Annotated in this window: 20 protein-coding genes and 2 riboswitches; of the genes, 4 read left to right on the top strand and 16 right to left on the bottom strand. The window is 60.4% G+C overall.

The genetic code is table 11. From position 1 onward, the window contains the following. Positions 1 to 29: 29 nt before the first annotated feature. Complete coding sequence (locus tag JOE65_RS04935) at positions 30 to 386, top strand: RES domain-containing protein (RefSeq protein WP_239536619.1); 357 nt, start codon at positions 30 to 32, stop codon at positions 384 to 386. Positions 387 to 537: 151 nt separating this feature from the next. Here JOE65_RS04935 and JOE65_RS04930 read toward each other — a convergent pair whose 3' ends face one another. The 5 genes from JOE65_RS04930 to JOE65_RS04910 all read right to left on the bottom strand — a co-directional run bounded on the left by JOE65_RS04930 (position 538) and on the right by JOE65_RS04910 (position 6,170). Next, on the bottom strand, positions 538 to 2,442 hold the full coding sequence (locus JOE65_RS04930; RefSeq protein ID WP_205162180.1) for an ABC transporter ATP-binding protein: 1,905 nt from the start codon (positions 2,440 to 2,442) through the stop codon (positions 538 to 540). Between the two features lie 52 nt (positions 2,443 to 2,494). Further along, positions 2,495 to 3,331, bottom strand: a complete 837-nt coding sequence (gene fdhD, locus JOE65_RS04925) for a formate dehydrogenase accessory sulfurtransferase FdhD (protein WP_420827486.1) — start codon at positions 3,329 to 3,331, stop codon at positions 2,495 to 2,497. A gap of 94 nt (positions 3,332 to 3,425) precedes the next feature. Continuing rightward, positions 3,426 to 4,220, bottom strand: a complete 795-nt coding sequence (locus JOE65_RS04920; protein WP_205162179.1) for an ABC transporter ATP-binding protein — start codon at positions 4,218 to 4,220, stop codon at positions 3,426 to 3,428. Next, positions 4,207 to 5,130, bottom strand: a complete 924-nt coding sequence (locus tag JOE65_RS04915; protein WP_205162178.1) for an ABC transporter permease — start codon at positions 5,128 to 5,130, stop codon at positions 4,207 to 4,209. Before JOE65_RS04915 ends, JOE65_RS04920 begins: the two co-directional genes overlap by 14 nt. Before the next feature lie 53 nt (positions 5,131 to 5,183). After that, positions 5,184 to 6,170 (bottom strand): ABC transporter substrate-binding protein, encoded by a 987-nt coding sequence (locus tag JOE65_RS04910; RefSeq protein WP_205162177.1) that lies wholly within the window; start codon positions 6,168 to 6,170, stop codon positions 5,184 to 5,186. 336 nt (positions 6,171 to 6,506) lie between these two features. Between JOE65_RS04910 and JOE65_RS04905 the strand changes: the two genes are divergently transcribed. Continuing rightward, positions 6,507 to 7,592 (top strand): tellurite resistance/C4-dicarboxylate transporter family protein, encoded by a 1,086-nt coding sequence (locus tag JOE65_RS04905; protein WP_205162176.1) that lies wholly within the window; start codon positions 6,507 to 6,509, stop codon positions 7,590 to 7,592. Here the strand turns inward: JOE65_RS04905 and JOE65_RS04900 are convergent. The 8 genes from JOE65_RS04900 to JOE65_RS04865 all read right to left on the bottom strand — a co-directional run bounded on the left by JOE65_RS04900 (position 7,573) and on the right by JOE65_RS04865 (position 14,141). After that, the gene (locus tag JOE65_RS04900) at positions 7,573 to 8,721 is read right to left on the bottom strand and encodes a molybdopterin molybdotransferase MoeA (protein ID WP_205162175.1); all 1,149 of its coding nucleotides are present in this window, start codon (positions 8,719 to 8,721) and stop codon (positions 7,573 to 7,575) included. The two genes, JOE65_RS04905 and JOE65_RS04900, sit on opposite strands and share 20 nt — an antisense overlap. Positions 8,722 to 8,725: 4 nt before the next feature. Continuing rightward, a complete protein-coding gene (locus JOE65_RS04895) occupies positions 8,726 to 9,034 on the bottom strand; it encodes a DUF6457 domain-containing protein (RefSeq protein ID WP_205162174.1) in 309 nt (102 codons plus the stop codon). Positions 9,035 to 9,047: 13 nt separating this feature from the next. Then, the gene (gene mobA / locus JOE65_RS04890) at positions 9,048 to 9,683 is read right to left on the bottom strand and encodes an NTP transferase domain-containing protein (protein WP_205162173.1); all 636 of its coding nucleotides are present in this window, start codon (positions 9,681 to 9,683) and stop codon (positions 9,048 to 9,050) included. Between the two features lie 2 nt (positions 9,684 to 9,685). After that, a complete protein-coding gene (locus JOE65_RS04885) occupies positions 9,686 to 10,186 on the bottom strand; it encodes an HNH endonuclease (protein ID WP_205162172.1) in 501 nt (166 codons plus the stop codon). Positions 10,187 to 10,377: 191 nt separating this feature from the next. Further along, positions 10,378 to 11,181 carry an NlpC/P60 family protein gene (locus tag JOE65_RS04880; protein WP_205162171.1) on the bottom strand — a complete coding sequence of 268 codons (804 nt, stop codon included), beginning with the start codon at positions 11,179 to 11,181 and terminating at the stop codon, positions 10,378 to 10,380. Positions 11,182 to 11,207: 26 nt separating this feature from the next. After that, positions 11,208 to 12,020 carry an NlpC/P60 family protein gene (locus JOE65_RS04875; RefSeq protein ID WP_205162170.1) on the bottom strand — a complete coding sequence of 271 codons (813 nt, stop codon included), beginning with the start codon at positions 12,018 to 12,020 and terminating at the stop codon, positions 11,208 to 11,210. A gap of 4 nt (positions 12,021 to 12,024) precedes the next feature. Beyond that, positions 12,025 to 12,193, bottom strand: a riboswitch (cyclic di-AMP (ydaO/yuaA leader). A gap of 124 nt (positions 12,194 to 12,317) precedes the next feature. Continuing rightward, complete coding sequence (locus JOE65_RS04870; RefSeq protein WP_205162169.1) at positions 12,318 to 13,088, bottom strand: M23 family metallopeptidase; 771 nt, start codon at positions 13,086 to 13,088, stop codon at positions 12,318 to 12,320. A 1-nt stretch (position 13,089) separates the two neighbouring features. Next, positions 13,090 to 13,278, bottom strand: a riboswitch (cyclic di-AMP (ydaO/yuaA leader). 167 nt (positions 13,279 to 13,445) lie between these two features. Beyond that, positions 13,446 to 14,141 carry an iron-dependent transcriptional repressor DtxR gene (locus tag JOE65_RS04865; RefSeq protein ID WP_205162168.1) on the bottom strand — a complete coding sequence of 232 codons (696 nt, stop codon included), beginning with the start codon at positions 14,139 to 14,141 and terminating at the stop codon, positions 13,446 to 13,448. Between the two features lie 134 nt (positions 14,142 to 14,275). Here JOE65_RS04865 and serC point away from each other — a divergent pair, with 134 nt between their 5' ends. Then, a complete protein-coding gene (gene serC, locus JOE65_RS04860) occupies positions 14,276 to 15,403 on the top strand; it encodes a phosphoserine transaminase (RefSeq protein WP_205162167.1) in 1,128 nt (375 codons plus the stop codon). Here serC and JOE65_RS04855 read toward each other — a convergent pair. The 3 genes from JOE65_RS04855 to JOE65_RS04845 are packed head-to-tail and all read right to left on the bottom strand — an operon-like array spanning position 15,400 to position 17,548. Further along, on the bottom strand, positions 15,400 to 16,626 hold the full coding sequence (locus JOE65_RS04855; RefSeq protein ID WP_205162166.1) for an MFS transporter: 1,227 nt from the start codon (positions 16,624 to 16,626) through the stop codon (positions 15,400 to 15,402). The genes serC and JOE65_RS04855 overlap by 4 nt on opposite strands. A gap of 49 nt (positions 16,627 to 16,675) precedes the next feature. Continuing rightward, a complete protein-coding gene (locus tag JOE65_RS04850) occupies positions 16,676 to 17,158 on the bottom strand; it encodes a DUF3027 domain-containing protein (protein WP_205162165.1) in 483 nt (160 codons plus the stop codon). Between the two features lie 6 nt (positions 17,159 to 17,164). Beyond that, complete coding sequence (locus JOE65_RS04845) at positions 17,165 to 17,548, bottom strand: cold shock domain-containing protein (protein ID WP_205162164.1); 384 nt, start codon at positions 17,546 to 17,548, stop codon at positions 17,165 to 17,167. A gap of 201 nt (positions 17,549 to 17,749) precedes the next feature. Between JOE65_RS04845 and JOE65_RS04840 the strand changes: the two genes are divergently transcribed. Next, on the top strand, positions 17,750 to 18,001 hold the full coding sequence (locus tag JOE65_RS04840; protein ID WP_205162163.1) for a hypothetical protein: 252 nt from the start codon (positions 17,750 to 17,752) through the stop codon (positions 17,999 to 18,001). Positions 18,002 to 18,032 lie beyond the last annotated feature (31 nt).

Raw genomic sequence — 18,032 nt, 5'->3', positions numbered from 1 at the left:
AACCAGTTGTAAGCGGGGACGATCCGCTCATGCGCACAGTGAAAGGTTCGTTCTATCGTGCAGTGGATCCTGCCTACCGTGCCCTCGCGCTTGCTGGATCGCGGTCCGCTGGTCGATATTCTCCACCGGACGTCCCAACGCTTTACCTCAGCGCCTCACTGGACGGTGTCGCCGCTGCAATGATTGCGCACACTGACGATCGCACTCCCGACCTCAAGGTGCTGAGATTCGAAGTCGATGCCGGCTGGATCGTTGATCTTCGTGAACATGATGCACTGAGGTCACTGGGGATTGACCCTGCGGAGGCGGCGGCAGACTGGCAGGAGACTCTCGCGAGAGGTGAGTCACCGCCTCATGGCGAGTTCGAGAAGCTCTGGAGCGGTTAGGTGCCCACGGCTTGATTGACCCATCACGCAAGAAGCCGCAGCTTTGGCACCTGACACTCTTCATGTGGAATCGCCAGGGCGCTCCCAGCGTCCGCGAGGTTACCGCTCGCCAAGGAAATGGGGATGGAGAGAAGTCCTGACGGACCCTTATCTACGCAGGCCTCAGCCCGGAGCTAGCCGCAGAAATATCATCGTCCTGCGACGCGAACTGTGTGCGGTGTAATTCGGCGTAACGACCACCGAGTGCCAAGAGCTGAGAATGGCTACCCCGCTCAATGATCTCGCCAGCCTCAACCACCAGAATCTGATGTGCCGAACGAATGGTGGACAGCCTGTGAGCTATGACGACAGCTGTTCGTCCGTGCAGCGCTTCGCTCAGGGCCGCTTGCACCGCAGCTTCCGACGTTGAATCAAGCGCCGCAGTCGCCTCGTCGAGGATAACCACGCGCGGTTCTGCCAGCAGCAGCCGCGCAATGGTCATGCGCTGACGCTCTCCGCCGGACAGTCGGTATCCTCGCTCCCCTACCATGGTATCCAGCCCATCCGGGAGTGATTGGATCAAAGCTTCGAGCCGTGCCCGCCGCAGCGCGTCCCAAATCAGCTCATCCGTGGCTTCCGGGTTGGCCAGCAACAGATTCGATTTGATGGTCTCGTGGAAGAGGTGACCGTCCTGGGTGACCATGCCGAGCGTTTCGCGCAGCGACTGGAAGGTGACGTCCCGGATATCGGTTCCCGCCAGACGCACCGTCCCGCCGTCAACGTCGTACAGTCGGGCCATCAGTTGAGCGATGGTTGACTTTCCCGCACCCGATGAACCCACCAGCGCAACGGTCTGCCCAGGCTCAACCCGGAAGGAAATTCCGTGCAGGACTTCCTCGCCACCCCGAGTATCAAGGGTGGACACTTCCTCGAGGGACGCCAGAGACACCTTGTCCGCCGATGGGTAACCGAATCGCACGTCGTCGAACTCTACTGCGACGGGACCTTCCGGGACCTCCCGGGCGTTGTCCCGTTCCCGGATCAGAGGAACCAGATCGAGGACTTCGAATACCCGCTCGAAGCTGACGAGGGCACTCATGATCTCCACCCGTGCATTGGCCAGGTTGGTCAGCGGCGCATAAAGACGCGTCAGCAGCAGGGCCAGGGTAACAACTTCGCCGGCATCCAGTTGCCCCTGAATTGCCAGGGAGCCGCCCAGTCCATAGACCAGCGCCAGAGCCAGGGCTGAGACCAGCATCAGGGCTGCGACGAAGATGAACTGCATCATGGCCATCTTGATACCAATGTCACGCACCCGCGAGGCCCGGACCTCGAACTCCTGCGACTCCTCAGCAGGTCGGCCAAAAAGTTTCACGAGTGTTGCTCCCGGAGCAGAGAAACGCTCAGTCATCTGCGTCCCCATGGCCGAGTTGTGATCCGCAGCTTCCCTCCGCAGGGCAGCCAGCCGGCGACCCATCCGCCGCGCGGGCAGGAGAAAGACCGGCAACATGATCACCGCAAGCAGTGTCACAAGCCACGAGGTGTTCAACATGACCATGAGCGTCAGCGCCAGCAGTACAACGTTGCTCACCACCCCGGACAGCGCGCCGCTAAAGGCCTGCTGGGCGCCGATGACGTCGTTATTCAGCCGGCTTACCAAGGCACCGGTGCGAGTACGGGTGAAGAAAGCTATCGGCATCTTTTGAACATGGTTGAATACCGCAGTGCGGAGGTCGAGGATCACGCCCTCCCCGACACGCGAGGAGTACCACCGGGTGAACATGCTGACAGCGGCGTCCAACAGCGCCACTACCGCAATGATGATGGCGAGCCGGATGACGACGTCGACGGGATCCTTGGCAACGATGGCGTTGACTACTTCGCCGGCCAGAACGGGCGTGGCGATGGCCAGAAAGGCGCCAACGACCGAGAGCAGCACAAAGGCGATGAGTTTGTTCTTGTACGGTTCAGCGAAGGAGAAGATCCGTTTGAACGTTTCCTTCGAGAATTTGTTCTTGCTGTCCTTGGCGGTGGAGATCCGGTGAAGGGAACTCCAGGCCGCGCCTTCCATGCTCATGCAAGGGCCTCCATCTGATCGGACTCCAGCCTACTCGCCGGCACCGACATCGTCAGTGTCCTCCCGAGGTGATCCGCTCTTGATGTGTGTAGACGTTGACTCGCGCACCCCTGCTGAAACCTGCCAGAGTGAGGCCAGAGGCTTCTGCCAGCGCTACGGCGAGCGACGACGGCGCGCTGACGGCCGAGAGGACGGGGATTCCCGCAAGAAACGCTTTTTGCACGAGTTCGAAGGACGCCCTTCCGGAGACCTGCAGGACGGTCCCCGACAGTGGCAACAGGTCCTCCCGCAGCGCCCACCCTATGACCTTGTCGACAGCATTGTGGCGGCCCACGTCTTCCCGTAGGCACAGCAGGTCCCCTCCGCTACTGAAGAGCCCGGCCGCGTGCACTCCACCGGTGCGGTCAAAAAGTTTTTGGTTGGCAAGGAGGATGTCCGGCAGACCAAGGAGCGTGCCGACGTCGAGCCGTACCTCATCCAGGCTCAGTGTGTACCTGGAGCTCCGAGTCACAGCATCGATGGACGCAGTTCCGCAAATACCGCAAGCACTGGAGGTAATGACCTGCCGATGCAGGTTCCTCGATGGAGGTTCAACGCCGGGAGCCAGCTCAGCGTCGATGACGTTGTAGGTCTGGAGGCCGCTTTCGTCCTCCCCGGCGCAGAAGCGCATCGTCGCGAGCTGCTCCTGATGCCCGATGATGCCCTCAGATACCAGAAAACCAGCCACGAGGTCGAAGTCGTCGCCCGGAGTGCGCATAGTGATGCTCAAGGAGCGGCCGTTCACACGGATTTCCAGCGGCTCTTCGGCTGCGAGGACATCCTGCACGCTTCGTGCAGGGGCATTAGCCGAGTAGGTGGTGACCTTGACTCGCTGTGTCATCCGGCCCACGCGGTCTCCTCGCCGTCAGGCTGCTCGCATTGAGCATGCAATTGGTGCGGACCTGAAAGATCAGGCCCGTACCAACTGTACGAAATTTCCAGCGTTACTGAAGCATCGCCCGATCGTCGGCGAACTTGCTCCCCTGGATTTTCTCGAACTCCTTGAGGAGATCTTCCACGGTGGTTTTCCGCTTCTGTTCCTCATCGATGTCCAGAATGATGCGTCCTTCGTGCATCATGATGAGGCGGTTCCCCATCCGCAGGGCCTGCTCCATATTGTGCGTAACCATGAGGGTGGTGAGCTTGTGGCGTTCCACCACGTCCATGGTCAGCCGGGACACCAGTTCCGCACGCTGCGGATCCAGTGCGGCGGTGTGCTCATCCAAGAGAAGGATGTCCGGCTGGCTGAAGGTGGCCATAAGCAGCGAAAGCGCCTGCCGTTGCCCGCCGGAGAGCAAACCAACCTTGGACTTGAGCCTGCTTTCCAATCCCAACTCCAGCGATTCCAATTCTGTGCAGAAGAACTCTCGCTTGCGTTTGGTCACTCCCCTGCGCAGACCCCGCCTTTTTCCCCGTCCATGAGCGATCGACAGGTTCTCCTCGATCGTCATGGTTGGCGAGGACCCTGCCATGGGGTCCTGGAAGACACGGCCAATAAACTTTGCCCGCTGGAAGTCATCCAGTTTGGTGACATCGTTGTTGTTGATCTTCACCGTCCCTGTATCCGGCTTCAGCTTTCCTGACGTGATGTTCAGGAGGGTCGACTTACCGGCGCCGTTGCTGCCGATGACCGTGACGAAGTCTCCGGCGTCGAGCTTCAGCGAGACGTTATCCAGTGCGATCCGTTCATTGACGGTACCGGCAAAGAACGTCTTCCGAACGTCGCTAACTTCCAACATAGCTACCCCTGGCCTTTGCACTAGTGCTCAGTTTCTTCAGCGTGGTCAGCCCCTGTAGCCGTTTGATAAATTTCCACTGGGGCATCACCAGCGCAACAACAACCAACAGCGCGGAGATAAGTTTCATATCCGAGGGGTTGAGACCGACCTCCAATGCACCGAAGATGACGATGCGGTACAGGATGGACCCCAGAATGACCGCCAGTGTGGAGATCATGATCAGACGCGCTCCGAAAATCGCCTGGCCCAGAATCACCGATGCCAGACCAACGAGGATGAGACCAATACCCATACTGATGTCAGAGAATCCCTGATATTGCGCGATGAGTGCACCGCACAATGCGACGAATCCATTGGATAGCGCCAGACCCAGAATTTTCATCCGGTCCGTACTGACGCCGAAGCTTCGGATCATCTCTTGGTTATCGCCCGTGGCCTGCATGGAAAGGCCGAGATCAGTGTGTAGGAACCAGTCCAGGAAAAACTTCACGAGGAGTGCAACAACGGCGAAAATGAGGATGGACTGCCAAGAACCCAGCCAGTCATTCTCCCGCAGCGGCGTGATCAGCGTGTCCTCACGCAGGAGCGGTATGTTTGCGCTCCCGTCCATTATCCGAAGGTTGATTGAATACAACGCGATCATGGTCAAGATTCCGGCCAGGAGACCGTCGATCTTCCCCTTGGTATGGAGCAGGCCCGTGATGATGCCTGCAATCAGGCCGGCCGCGAAGGCGGCCACCGTACTCAGGAGCGGGGACACTCCGTTGACAATCATGATGGCCGCAACGGAGGCCCCCGTGGTGAAACTCCCGTCAATCGTCAGATCGGGGAAGTTCAGGATGCGGAAGGTCAGATAGACCCCTAGAGCCATTACCGCGTAAATCAGCCCTAATTCAACAGCTGTAATCATTAAGCGTTACCTTTGTCATTTCGCGGTTCAGAACAAACAAGCGCGATGGCGCGTTACTTGATGACCTGGTCGGCCTTTTCAAGCAGCTCGTCCGGGATAGTGACGCCCATGCGCTTGGCAGCGGCAGGGTTGAGGATCAGCTGGACCTCTTCAAGGGTTTCAATGGGCATGGTTGCCGGGTCTTCACCTTCGAGGACCTTAATGGCCATCATGCCGGTCTGGTAACCAAGCTTCTCGTAGTCGATGCCGTACGTTGCGATGCCGCCACCCTCCACGCTGCCCGTGTCAGCCACTATTAGTGGCATCTTCTTGGACTCGGCGACCTGGACAACTGACTTCAGAGCCGAAACAACAACGTTGTCCGTGGGGACGTACATTACGTCGACGTCGAGTGAGTTGGCTGCCTGCTGCACTTCACTGGAGTTGGTGACGGTAGCTTCCTTCAGCTCCAGCCCCATCTTCTTGGCGGCTTGGCGGGCCAGTTCAACCTGAACCTCGGAGTTCACTTCACCGGAGCTGTAGACGACGCCGATGCTCTTAGCGTCCGGGGCCAGTTCTGTTATGAGGCCCAACTGCTTTTCAACCGGGTTGAGGTCGCTGGTGCCGGTCAGGTTTGCGCCAGGCTCTTCCCAGCTGTCTACAAGACCCGCTTCTTCGGGCTCGGTCACGGCCGTGATGAGGATCGGGATGTCTTGGATGGACTGCGCTGCGGCCTGAGCCGTAGGCGTTGCAATGGCAAGGATGAGATCCTTCTTGTCACTGGCGAACTTGCTCGCGATCGTTGTTGCCGTCGCCTGGTCGCCCTGGGCGTTCTGCTCATCGAAGACGGCGTCCTCATAGCCGTTTTCTTTCAGTGCCTTCTTGAAGCCTTCGCGAGCAGCGTTGAGAGCGTCGTGCTCGACAATCTGCGTGATGCCGATCTGAACGGGCTTGTCTTCGGCGCTCTTCTGCCCGGCGTCGTCGGATCCTCCGCAGGCGGTCAGTGCCAGTGCTGCGGTAAGCAACCCGGCGCCGAAAATAGATTTGGCTGTACGTTTCATCAAATGATCCTTTCGAGGACAATCCCGCTGGATCGGCCCGTGCCTTTCCAGCGCAGGTTGCCGAACACGCTCCGACAACCTCATAGAGGCGCTGCACAACAGAACCGGTGGATCGGAAATGTTGTGCACACATTATTAGATGTGATTCAGCTCATATTGTCCACGCGGGCAAGCGTGCGGCATACGGAACGTCTCCTGGAAGGATCATAATGATACAGATTGAAGGGCATTACACGCGTCAGTAACGGAACGTCCAGCCTGTGACTCAACCGTTAGCTTCGTAGAATGTGGACGAAGGTTCACCGGCAAGGTAGATGTGTGGAGATGAAAATTAACATGAGCCAGCTTGTAAGTATGCCGAGGGTGGACGCTGCCATGCGCAACCTTCCACCGGCCTCATTCGCATTTGTCATGGCAAGCGCTATTACCGCCCTGGGATTCCGCATCATCGAACGCGACGTCATCTCTCTGGTACTTTTCTATTGTTCTATGGGCGGCGCGTTCCTTCTCACTGTCGCCACTATATGGCGCTTCGTCCGTTATCGCGCCAGCGTCATCAGCGACGTTAAGAACCCGACAAAAACATTTGGGTTTTTCACCATTGTCGCCGCCGCGAATGTCCTCGGCGCCTACCTGAGCAGCACAGAATTCACCGCGTTCGCGATCGCTCTCTTTGTATTCGCCGCCCTGGTATGGCTGGTGCTCACCTATCTTCTACCGGCGCTCGTCCTCTTCGGACACGGCGAGCGCTCCGTCATGGCGGATGTCAATGGCAGTTGGTTCCTTTGGGTGGTCGGCACGCAGTCCGTAGCGACGGCGGCCGCCATCACAGCACCGTCCTTTCACCCAGAACTTCTCGGACCCGCAGCAGTGGGTCTATGGGGTGTCGGAATCGCACTCTATCTTCTCGTGGCCACCCTGGTGACGCTCAGAATGCTCGTCAACGAGAATTCACCCACGAACCTTAGCCCCACCTACTGGATTTACATGGGCGCAACCGCAATCTCTGTGCTCGCCGGCTCGAGAATTCTGCTTCTACCGGATGACCTACCGATCATGGCCACCACCGGAGCTTTCGTCTCCGGTATGAGTTACCTTCTCTGGGCACTGGGTCTGTGGTGGATACCATTGCTCATCATTTTTGGGATCTGGCGCCACGGCGTACGGAGGGCTCCGCTAAAATACGAGACCGCACTATGGAGCATCGTCTTTCCCCTCGGCATGTACTCCGTTGCCAGCATGTTTTATGGCGTTGAGAAAAATCTGGCCTTCATGATCGGTATTGGACACGCAGGGATTTGGGTAGCGGGCATCGTCTGGTTGCTGTCCACGGTTGCGATGCTCCGCACTGGCTTCAGCTGGTGGACCGACGGCGGCCGCGGAAACCCCCGCCAGCCTTCCGCTACCACGGCAGATGCATAACCTGTGCGGTAGCACCGCGGACCAGCCCTTCTGGTGGAACCACGAGCACACAATCTGCGGTGGCGAGCCCGCGGAGCATCCCTGAACCGATGCGTTCCACAGCTGTCACGCCGTCCGCCGATTCCTTCGCCGGGAGCAGTCGGTGACGCCCCGGCAGCGGCGTCACGTCCAACGCCGACACTGAGCTCCGCGTCTCTGGCTGCGGTCTTCCCGCCAGCCTCGCAATCAACGGTCCGGCGAGGGTGAGCAGCGCCATCATGGCAGCGAGCGGATTTCCAGGCAGACCCACGACAGCCCTGCCATCAGGCAGGAGTGCCAATAGAGCGGGATGACCCGGCCTCATGGCTATGGAATGCACTATGACGTTCGCGCCCAGTGTGGCAAGAACCTCCCGCAGGTGATCCGCGCTCGAGGTTCCAGTTCCTCCGGTGGTGATGACGACGTCGGCCCCTGGGCGGAGAAGAGCAGCCGTGAGCTGCTGTGAGTCATCCGGTACATGCAGCACTGTGCGCGTCCTCGCACCGAGACCGCGCACTGCGTCCGGCAATAGCAGACTGAACGTGTCGCGGACCTGGCCAGCCGAAGGAGTTCCTTCAGCGATGACTTCGTCGCCGGTGGAGACCAGGTCCACCACGGGCATGCGAGTGATGCACAGCTCGTCGCGGGTGGCGCCTGCCGCTACCGCCACCCATGCCGGTGTCAGGATGGTCCCCTGAGGAATCAGCAGTTCACCGGCTGAGGCTTCCGTGCCTTCCGGGCGAATGTGTTGGCCCGCCCAGGGCGCATGTGCCTTCGCTCTGGAATTGAGGCTGAGAATGCCGTCCGTCACCGTTCCCGACTCACTACGGAGCACTGCTGTAGCACCCTGCGGAATCGGCGCGCCCGTGATGATCGTGCTCGCCACCCCGGGGCTCAGCGCGCCTGGCTCCTGCAGCCTCCAGGGTCCGTCCCCTGTCACAGCCCACCCGTCCATGGCAGAGGATGCGTAATGCGGCATTGGCCCGAGAGCATGGACATCCTCGGCCACCGCGGCGCCGACGCAGGCAGCAAGTGGATACTGCTTCGGTTCAAGTGGTCGTAAGGCACTGTAGGCGACTATTCGGGCATACGGCCACGAACTGGCGGTCATTTCATTACTCTTCCGCTGCGGGTGATTCCGCGCTGTTTCCGGCGCGTTCCGCGCGTTCGGCGCAGAGACGACTGGCCACCCCCGAAGCAGCCTTCATCGCGACAACCGACGTAGCTTGGTCCGTAGCTGCCGCGAGTCCGGCCGCATAGCCCACGATGAAGGTTGTCACCGGTGCCGCAGGACGAACAATTTGGTGCGCGGCTTCGCCAGCTAGATCAAGAACGGCTTCGATGTCTATGGGAGTACCCTCGATCTCAAGAGCGGTCAACAGCTCCTCCACCCAGGGTTCAAGTACCTCAATGTGCCCAGTCATTATCCGCTCCTCGTCAGTGACGTGTCCCGTTCTGCACCGTGATCCCGAACATCGCGGCGTCCGCTGGAGTATCCACGTCGGCCGTTGAATCGGAGGTGAAGGTGTACCTCTGCAGACTAGCAAGGAGAACTCTTACTGGCTTGCCAGCCAGGTCCCCAGCTGCCCCGACAGCGTCGGTGAGGGCCGCCGTTCTGACAGCGCACGCCAGATACTGCGCCCTGCCGCTTGGGTCTTGCGGCACCCAGGCATGGAAGCCTGGCCGGAGTTCGACGGCGTTCAGCAGGGTATGGACGATGGACGGCGCTTGTGGCATGTCGCACGCTAGCAACAGGGTGATGTCGTCACTGTCCAACGCTGAGTCAAGCAAGTGCCCCCGCGCCTCAAGTAGTGAACGCAATCCCGCCCCGATGGCCGCGGCCGGCCCAGAAAAGGGTGGGACTTCACGTGTCATAAGGACGATGCCCGGTAAGCGTGGGCGCAGTACGTCATCCGGGCCGACGACGACTGTGTGGTTAGCCCCAGCATCCTGAACCGCGGTCACGGTCCGGGTCAGCAGACTAACCCCCTTATATTCCAGCAAAGCCTTGGAGCTTCCGCCGAGCCGGCTGGAACGACCACCCGCAACAATGATCGCATCGAGACTGGGCACTGCTATGCCGCAGGATTCTGTTCGAGGAACTCGACCCACCGTGGTGCGGGGCGTTCCAGTTCTCGAATCTGCCACATGCGGCCACGAGGCGGCCGTGGCAGGGACCGCAGCTGCCAGCCGATTTCGACGAGGGTCCGATTTCCTTTGAGGTTGTTGCATGGGAGGCAGCACGCAACCAGATTCTCCCAGCTGTCCCCTCCTCCGCGGGAACGGGGAAAGACATGGTCAAGTGTTGAGGCTGGCTTACCGCAATAGGCGCAGAGGTGATTGTCGCGCCGGAGCACGCCGCGTCGGGACACTTCTGTGCCGCTACGGTGGGGTACTCGAACGTACCTGTTGAGCAGGATGACGGAGGGGCGCGCCAAGATTTCGTTGGGTCCAACCACCGGTTCATCCTCTTCCGCAATGACACTCGCTTTGCCGGTCAGCACAAGGACGATCGCCCGGCGGAAGGTGACAACCGCCAGTGGCTCATATCCTGCATTCAGAACGAGAGTGCGCATGACACGTTCCCTTTATACTGACCGTTGACCGAACCTTGCCCGCACATGGCGGCGTTGGATCCACCACCATGGGTGGCATCTTCAACAGTGCAAGAGTAAACGGTTCAGCGCTGTCGCGCTAACACCGGGCTCGTTAAGCACAACGAACCCCGTCCTTGTGGACGGAGTTCGTTGGACAAGTCTGTGACGTTCTAGCCACCGAGTTGGATATAGACGCCACCGGAGCCGAGCTCGGCCGGTGCAATAGCGGTGGTCCCGCCATTGAAGCCACCGTGTACGGCCTGGCCGCCACCGATGTATACGGCGATGTGGGGAACTCCTGCACCGGCGTCGTCGTAGTAGATGAGGTCCCCGGGCTGCGCCTGAGCGGCGCCGACAACCGTGCCGAGAGACATGTAGCCGATCGGCCATCCATGAAAGTTGATGCCAGCAGCCGCCAAAGCGTTGCTGACCAGCCGAGTGCAGTCCTGAGACACTCCCACCTGGGCCTTCGCGGCGGCAGCGACAGTTGCGCCCACGCCGGAGGTAACAGCAGGAGCCGGAGCTTCGACGACGGGGGCAGGCGCTTCAACGACCGGAGCAGGCGTCTGCGCTGCGGGTGCAGCGGGAGCTGCAACCTGCTCAACGACAGCTGGCTGAGTCTGAGTTACTTCATTGGCTACCGCTTGCACGACGGGCGCCTCGACCACTGGAGCAGCAACGGCTGCTACCGCAGCCTGGCGCTCGAAGCTTACGTTGGCGTCTGGGGCAACGGTGACCGTGGTCGGTGCTGCTTGCATTTCCAGCGTCGTGGTGACGGACTGGCGATCGGGGCTCACGGGCGCCGCATTAGCTGCAACGCCGGACGTCAGCACAAGACCCGAAGCTGCTGCGATGACGGCAGCTGAACGGCCGACTCCCCCAGCGTTCGAGGTGACGGCTTTCGCCAGTGACGTCAGCGGGGTTGACCGCTGAACGTCCGCGCGGTGGCGCGAGATAGTGGCACGAGGTGTCATATTCGTTTCTCCGGTTGATTCTAGGATTAGCTGACGCGAACGAAGGTGGAGCCGGAAAGGACGGATGCATCGTGAAGGACGGTGTTCAAGCCGTTGAAGCCACCGCTGATGGCCTGTCCGTTGCCGACATAGATGGCCACATGGCCTGGGCGGATCATGAGATCCCCGGGAGCAGGAGTGCTCACGACAGTGCCGTACGCGTAGAAGCCGGCCGGGCCGATGTCTCCGACGGTCTTACCGACGGACCGCAGAGCTTTCTCGACCATCGCAGTGCAGTCCTGCCCGATGCCAAGCTGGCCGTATGCCGAAGCAACGAGGGCTGCGCCGACGCTGCTGGAAGCTACGGGTGCCGGTGCTTCCTTGGTTTCCGGTGCGGGAGCGGCTTCCGGTGCGGGAGCGGCCTGCGCGGCTGGCTGTGCAGGTTCGGACGCCTGCGCCGGTGCCGTGGCCAGTTCAGCTGCGGGGGCCTCAACGGCCTCGGGAGCTTCGACAACCTGTGCCGGTGCAGTCTCGGTTTCTACAATCGGAGCCTGAAATGGCTCGGCCACGACGGCGGCTTCGCGCTCGAAGGACACCTTGGCAGTTGCCGGGACAGAGACTGTGGTTGGCTGCAGGCTGGTCTGGCTGAGCACCGTGGTGGACAGAGCCTCGCGGTCCATGCTCTCAGCAGCTTGTGCGGGAAGGCCCGCGGTGAGGATGAGCCCCGACGTGGCGGCTATAACAGCAGCGTTACGGCCCACTGTGCCTGCGTTTGAGGAGACTGCCTTGGAGATGGCAGTCAGAGGGCTGGACTTGACGGTGGCCGCACGATGGCGTCCTGAAATAGTACTAATAGACACAGAAGTTGCCTCTCCCAATGCCTGCGGGGTGAGCTGTCGGATTCGGATGGGAGTCACCCGGCCGCGGCTTTCGTACGAGACGAACTTCCACGACTTAACCCCAAGGATCTGGTGATACCAGACCCAAAATTGGTTCCCCCGCCTCTGCCATGCGATTTATGCGAACGGACCTCGGTCAGTGGCAGAGTTTGGCGATCTGTCCGAGTGTGCCAAATCTTTGCGAATTTGGCACGAGTTAGACGGTACAACAGTTTCGTGATGATGTCACGCTCAGGTCACGAACGAACGTGTTGCTTATCACAGCCAGCCATTGGGGTCGACGGCTTTGCCGTCAACAAGAACCTCGAAATGCAAGTGACACCCTGTGGAGGCGCCTGTGCTTCCACTGGCTCCAACATTGTCTCCGCGTTCCACTTGCTGCCCTACCGTGACGGTAATGGCCGACATGTGGTTATACGTGGTTTCCAAGCCGTTGCCGTGATCGACTACAACCCGATTACCACCGCCGAAAGCATGCCACCCGGCGGATTTCACGACTCCGGAGGCCGCCGCCAGTACATCCGACCCGCAGGGAGAGGCGAAGTCCTGGCCCGAGTGCATCTCGGCTATTCCTGTGATGGGACTGCCACGGTATCCAAAGCTCGACGTCGGCTCAAGAGTCTTCAGGGGTGCGGCGAGTGAACCTTCCGCCTGGGCCAGTTCAAGATTCCCACCGGACGCGGCCATGATGGAGTCTAGTTTGCGCTCTGGATCGAATTCGCTGCCGAGCTGAACCCTTTGAAAGCTGACTTGTGCTGTAGATGCAGCGGAAACCAGCTTGCTCGTCTGCGGCTTGGGTGCTTCAGCTTCCGCGTTGGGGGCTGCTGCTGTGGTGGGCAAGGCTACGGTGAGGGCGATCCCGGACACGGCCGCTACCATCGCTACCTTTTGTCCAATACCCGTGAATGAGTAGGTGTTGCGTGGTGTCACGGGCTGACGACGCCTAGCCGCCCGATGAGCATCACGGGGGCGCGGTTCCGGCATGGATTCCGGCGCAACGTGACGCGGCGAAGCCCTGTGCTTCGACATATTTTCCTCTCCGATACGCCTGCGAAGTTAGCTGTCGGATTCGGGCTAGAGAGTAGCCCGGCCCCTGGACGCGGCGGCACACGGTTGTGCTGACGGTCTTTGGGACTTCACCCCAAGGCGGCACCATTGCTGGGCCGCCGAAAATGGATCCTCCACCCCTGCCAAACTTTTGACTGAACGCTTTCCGCTGGCAGGGCTCGGCTGACGGAAAGGTAACGCCGATGTCTCGACGTCCGCGAACAACTATAGGTTGCCTGACGCCGTCGTAACAATCCTGTTATCCTACGCCAGGTCTTCTGCACTATCGAGAGCGATCATAGCACTCGTTATGGCCGGTGTCATGGGGTCTGTGCAGGGCTAGGAGGTCGCAACGAAAATGTGGGAAGCCACCTCGGGCGGAAGTTCAAGTGCACCAGCCACCCCGGGGACGCGCACAGAGACATAGTCTCCGACTGCCTCAAGACTTACAGTGGCCCCCGGCCTAATCCCACCCTCCTCCAGCTGCCCGAGCAGCTCCGGTTCCACCTGGATAGGCTCTGAAAGCCGTTTCACCAGATAAGTATCCTCAAGATTCCCGCTAGCCATGATGGTCGACAGATTGGCCACTCCTGAGGTGAAATCCGGCGCCGGGGCTCCGCCGAGAGCTTCAAGCCCGGGGATCGGGTTACCGTACGGCGATTCGCTCGGGCGGTCCAGCAAATCGAAGAGCCGCCGTTCCACGCGTTCACTCATGACGTGTTCCCAGCGGCATGCCTCTTCGTGGACGTAGGCCCAGTCCAACCCGATCACGTCCGCGAGGAGCCGTTCCGCCAAACGATGCTTGCGCATCACTTCCACCGCCCGACGGCGGCCGACCTCGGTGAATTCGAGATGCCTGTCGCCGGAGACTATGACGAGTCCGTCGCGCTCCATTCTGCCAATCGTCTGGGACACTGTGGGACCGGAGTGGCGCAGCCTCTCGGCTATGCGTGCGCGAAGGGCAACAATGCCCTCCTCCTCCAGTTCCAGTATGGTTCGCAGGTACATCTCTGTGGTATCAATCAGGTCTGTCACGCCCCCTACGTTACTTCATGGGCTCAGGTGGTCAGGTGAGTGCCCCCACTTAACAAAGAAGGCTCGCAGCGCCCACGGGTGCACAATGGACTTCACCACACCAGCACCGGCATCACACCCTTTTGGAGCCAGCATTGAGTGAATTCCCCTCGACCATAATTCCCGCTGATTTGCTGCCTGCGGACGGCAGGTTTGGGGCCGGCCCGTCAAAAGTCCGTGCACCCCAGGTTGATGCCCTGGTAGCGGCGTCGCGAACCCTGATAGGCACCTCCCATCGACAAGCGCCGGTGAAGCACCTTGTAGGTCAGGTCCGTGACGGACTGAGTGAGCTGTTCCAGCTCCCTGACGGCTACGAGGTTGTTCTCGGCGTAGGTGGGTCAACCGCGTTCTGGGATGTGGCCACATGTGGGCTCGTTCGCGACAAAGCCCAGCATCTGTCCTTCGGCGAGTTCGGCTCAAAGTTTGCCGCTGCCACGAACAGAGCCCCATTTCTTGAGGATTCCTCGATTATCACGTCCGAACCTGGGTCCCATCCGCTTTCGAGCGCGGAGTCCGGCGTCGATGTTTATGCCTGGCCCCAGAATGAGACCTCCACGGGAGTGGCCGCGCCCGTCAGACGTGTGCAGGGCGCCGACGACGACGCTCTGGTCTTGATTGACGCCACGTCAGCGGCAGGCGGGCTGAACGTTGATGTCAACGAAACGGACGTCTACTACTTTGCGCCGCAGAAGAACTTCGCATCCGACGGCGGATTGTGGCTGGGGCTGTTTTCTCCGGCGGCGTTGGAGCGCGCCGCGTCGATCAATGTGTCTGGCCGCTGGATCCCTGATTTCCTGAACCTGCAGACCGCCATCGATAACTCGCGGTTGAACCAGACCTATAACACTCCGGCGTTGTCCACTCTGGTGATGCTCAACGCCCAGCTCGAATGGTTAAACGGCAACGGCGGGCTGCCCTTCGCGACGGCGAGGACAGCGGATTCGGCCGGACGCGTCTATAACTGGGCTGAGACATCCGACGTCGCCAGCCCCTTTGTCGTCGACGCGTCCCAGCGGTCGAATGTCATTGCAACGGTGGACTTTGACGACGTCGTCGATGCGGCAGCAGTGGCGCGTACCCTGCGCGTCAACGGGATTGTCGATGTAGAACCGTATCGCAAGCTGGGACGTAATCAGTTGCGGATAGCCACGTTTGCCGCGATCGAGCCAGCGGATGTGACTGCTCTCCTGAACTGCATCGACTATGTGGTGGAAAACAGTTAGGGCCTAACTGGTTCGCCGCCAATTCGAGGCGCCGAACGTACTTTCCATACGAATCCAATGAAGGCGGTCAACAGCCCAGCCGCTGCTGCGACCCCCAGGCTCCAGCGCGGCCCTGCGAGGTCCGCCACGAGACCCACCAGAGGTGCGCCGAGCGGGGTTCCACCGAGGAAGATCGCGAAGTAGAGAGCCATGACTCTGCCCCGCATGACCGGGTCCGTGGTCGTCTGGACGTAGGCGTTGGCGCTGGTGATGATGGTCAGCGCACAGAAACCGACAGGAATCAGGGCCAGCCCAAAAGTCCAGAGGGTGGGCGCCAGTGCCGCGAAAGCGCAGGTGACCCCGAATGCGCCCGCGGCGCCGAAGATGAAGCGCAGCCGTGGCCGATCTCTTCGGGCGGAGAGAAGTGAACCACCAACTGAACCAATGGCCAGCACGGAGGAAAGGACACCGAAGATTCCGGCGTCCTGCCCGAATTCAGTTCTGGCCATAACGGCGATGAAAACCGCAAAGTTCAGTCCGAATGTGCCGATAATGAATATCGCTACAAGCACCATGATCAGGTCCGGTCGGTAGCGAACGTAGCGCAGCCCTGCCCGTATTCGACCCTTGCCTGGTGGCGCCTTCGGAACGTCGCGCAGCTGATCCTGTTTGATCTTTACCAGCGCGACCAACATCGCACCGAATGTGAGTGCATTGATCAGGAATACCCAGCCCGGCCCCACAGCCACGATCAGGAGGCCCGCTATCGCGGGACCGATCATTCGGGCAACGTTGAAGGAAGCACTGTTCAGGGCCACGGCGTTGGGTAGGAAGTCATCGCGGACGACATCGGACACGAACGTCTGGCGCGCTGGGGCATCCACTGCCGAGACGACGCCGAGCGCTAGGGCAAAGGCGTACACGTGCCAAAGAACCGCTGTATCGGCCAACACCATAAGCCCTAGGGCTACGCCGAGTAGTGCCATAGCAATCTGGGTGACCATGAGGATCCGACGGCGGTCAAAGCTGTCAGCGACGAGCCCTGCCCATGGGGCGAGCAGCAACTGCGGTCCAAGTTGCAGGGCAAGGACTATGCCCATGGCCGTTGCATCTTGCTCTGTAAGGATGTCGTAGACGAGCCAGTCCTGGGCTGTCCGCTGCATCCACGTGCCGACGTTGGAGACCATCGCGCCGACGAACCAGATGCGGTAGTTGAAGAATTGCAGTGAGCGGAACATGGACATCAGATGTCAGTGCTCCTTCCGCCCTCAATCGCAATCGGATCCGAGAAAGTTATTTGCCTCCGTGGACTTCCGGACCGGCTTCCTCAGTATCGCCGGCATCTTCGGGCAAAACTCTATCCGCCCAGGGGACCCACTCAGGCGACAAGAGGGAGTCGGCCGACGGCAGCAGACCGACCTCGCACACGCTGGCGTCCTTTCCCCGGGGCATCCGCGAGAGGGTGGCGTACCACTGCCAGCCCTCATAACCGGGAAGCCGGGCAGCGAACCGGTGCGTGACCAGCCGATCGGCCTCAGGAGCGACCGAGATGTGCTCACCGAGCTGCGTCTGCGGAACCACGTCAAGTAAACCCTCGCGGGCCTTATCAACGGCCGCAGCTAACACGGCATCGGGCTTGCTGGGCTTGCGCGGCGCCCGTCGCTTGACAGGCACAGTGGCAGGCTCCGTTACCAACACTGGATCAGCCTTCAACACTGGATCAGCCTTCAACACTGAGTCAGCCTCCAATACTGGCGTATCTATTGAATCGGTCATTGCTACCTAAGCGTCAAGCTCATCGGCGACATGGCGTAACACCGATGCCACCTTGCGGGCGTGCTCACGTTCCGGGTAGCGGCCCTTGCGCAACCCGTTGGAGGCGGAGTCCAGCAACTTGATGAGATCTTCGACGATGATCGCCATGTCATCTGCATTTTTCCGCGAGGCCTTCGCGACGGATGGCTGGGATTCGAGGATGCGGACCGACAGCGCCTGCAGACCACGCCGGCCATCGGCGACACCGAACTCCAACCGCGTACCCGGCTTTACCTCTTTAACGCCTTCTGGAAGCGCCGACGCATGCAGGAATACTTCCTGACCGTCATCGGCCGCCAAGAACCCGAAACCTTTTTCGGTATCAAACCATTTGACCTTGCCAACTGGCACTGTGCTTACCTCTTCTTAACTCATGCGGGTGCAGCTGTTGACGCCCGCTGCCGCGTTTTCTACATTCCCAGTCCTGCTAGCAATCGGTGCCGGCCCTTCGACAGGAGCCGCGAACGGGAGAAGTCTGTCCTCCAAGGTTAACCCGTCCGCGCCCCCGACGGTGACTTTGATGGTGGAATGTCCGCTGTTAGCGTTATCGCCATGACGAACAGCTCACCGGAGATTGCGCCCGAACATGCTCCGCAGGACCGGATTCTGCGCGCGGGCACGGTTGCCGCCGTCGTTCTTGCTGCCATTGGCCTGACGTCGCTGGTAGCAGTGCTCATCAGCGCTGCGGTCGGAGTGCAGGTATGGCCCGGACTGTTGCTCTTGGCCTATACCTGTCTACCCGTTGCTTTTATCGTGTTGGCTGCGATGGTGGTTGTCGGTCTGGTGCGCCGCCGCCGGCATTGACCGCTGATCAGCCCGCTGCAACGGCTAAGGC

This window comes from Arthrobacter roseus (genome assembly GCF_016907875.1).
GTDB classification, from domain to species: Bacteria; Actinomycetota; Actinomycetes; order Actinomycetales; family Micrococcaceae; genus Arthrobacter_J; species Arthrobacter_J roseus.
Note: the sequence above shows the minus strand (reverse complement) of the source record. Positions and strands in the feature narration are given on the sequence as shown.

Coding starts and splice junctions, on each gene's coding strand:
- JOE65_RS04935 (WP_239536619.1), top strand. CDS start 30: ATGCGCACAGTGAAAGGTTCGTTCTATCGTGCAGTGGATCCTGCCTAC.
- JOE65_RS04930 (WP_205162180.1), bottom strand. CDS start 2,442: ATGAGCATGGAAGGCGCGGCCTGGAGTTCCCTTCACCGGATCTCCACC.
- JOE65_RS04920 (WP_205162179.1), bottom strand. CDS start 4,220: ATGTTGGAAGTTAGCGACGTTCGGAAGACGTTCTTTGCCGGTACCGTC.
- JOE65_RS04915 (WP_205162178.1), bottom strand. CDS start 5,130: ATGATTACAGCTGTTGAATTAGGGCTGATTTACGCGGTAATGGCTCTA.
- JOE65_RS04910 (WP_205162177.1), bottom strand. CDS start 6,170: ATGAAACGTACAGCCAAATCTATTTTCGGCGCCGGGTTGCTTACCGCA.
- JOE65_RS04905 (WP_205162176.1), top strand. CDS start 6,507: ATGAGCCAGCTTGTAAGTATGCCGAGGGTGGACGCTGCCATGCGCAAC.
- JOE65_RS04900 (WP_205162175.1), bottom strand. CDS start 8,721: ATGACCGCCAGTTCGTGGCCGTATGCCCGAATAGTCGCCTACAGTGCC.
- JOE65_RS04895 (WP_205162174.1), bottom strand. CDS start 9,034: ATGACTGGGCACATTGAGGTACTTGAACCCTGGGTGGAGGAGCTGTTG.
- JOE65_RS04885 (WP_205162172.1), bottom strand. CDS start 10,186: ATGCGCACTCTCGTTCTGAATGCAGGATATGAGCCACTGGCGGTTGTC.
- JOE65_RS04880 (WP_205162171.1), bottom strand. CDS start 11,181: ATGACACCTCGTGCCACTATCTCGCGCCACCGCGCGGACGTTCAGCGG.
- JOE65_RS04870 (WP_205162169.1), bottom strand. CDS start 13,088: ATGTCGAAGCACAGGGCTTCGCCGCGTCACGTTGCGCCGGAATCCATG.
- JOE65_RS04855 (WP_205162166.1), bottom strand. CDS start 16,626: ATGTCCATGTTCCGCTCACTGCAATTCTTCAACTACCGCATCTGGTTC.
- JOE65_RS04850 (WP_205162165.1), bottom strand. CDS start 17,158: ATGACCGATTCAATAGATACGCCAGTATTGGAGGCTGACTCAGTGTTG.
- JOE65_RS04840 (WP_205162163.1), top strand. CDS start 17,750: ATGACGAACAGCTCACCGGAGATTGCGCCCGAACATGCTCCGCAGGAC.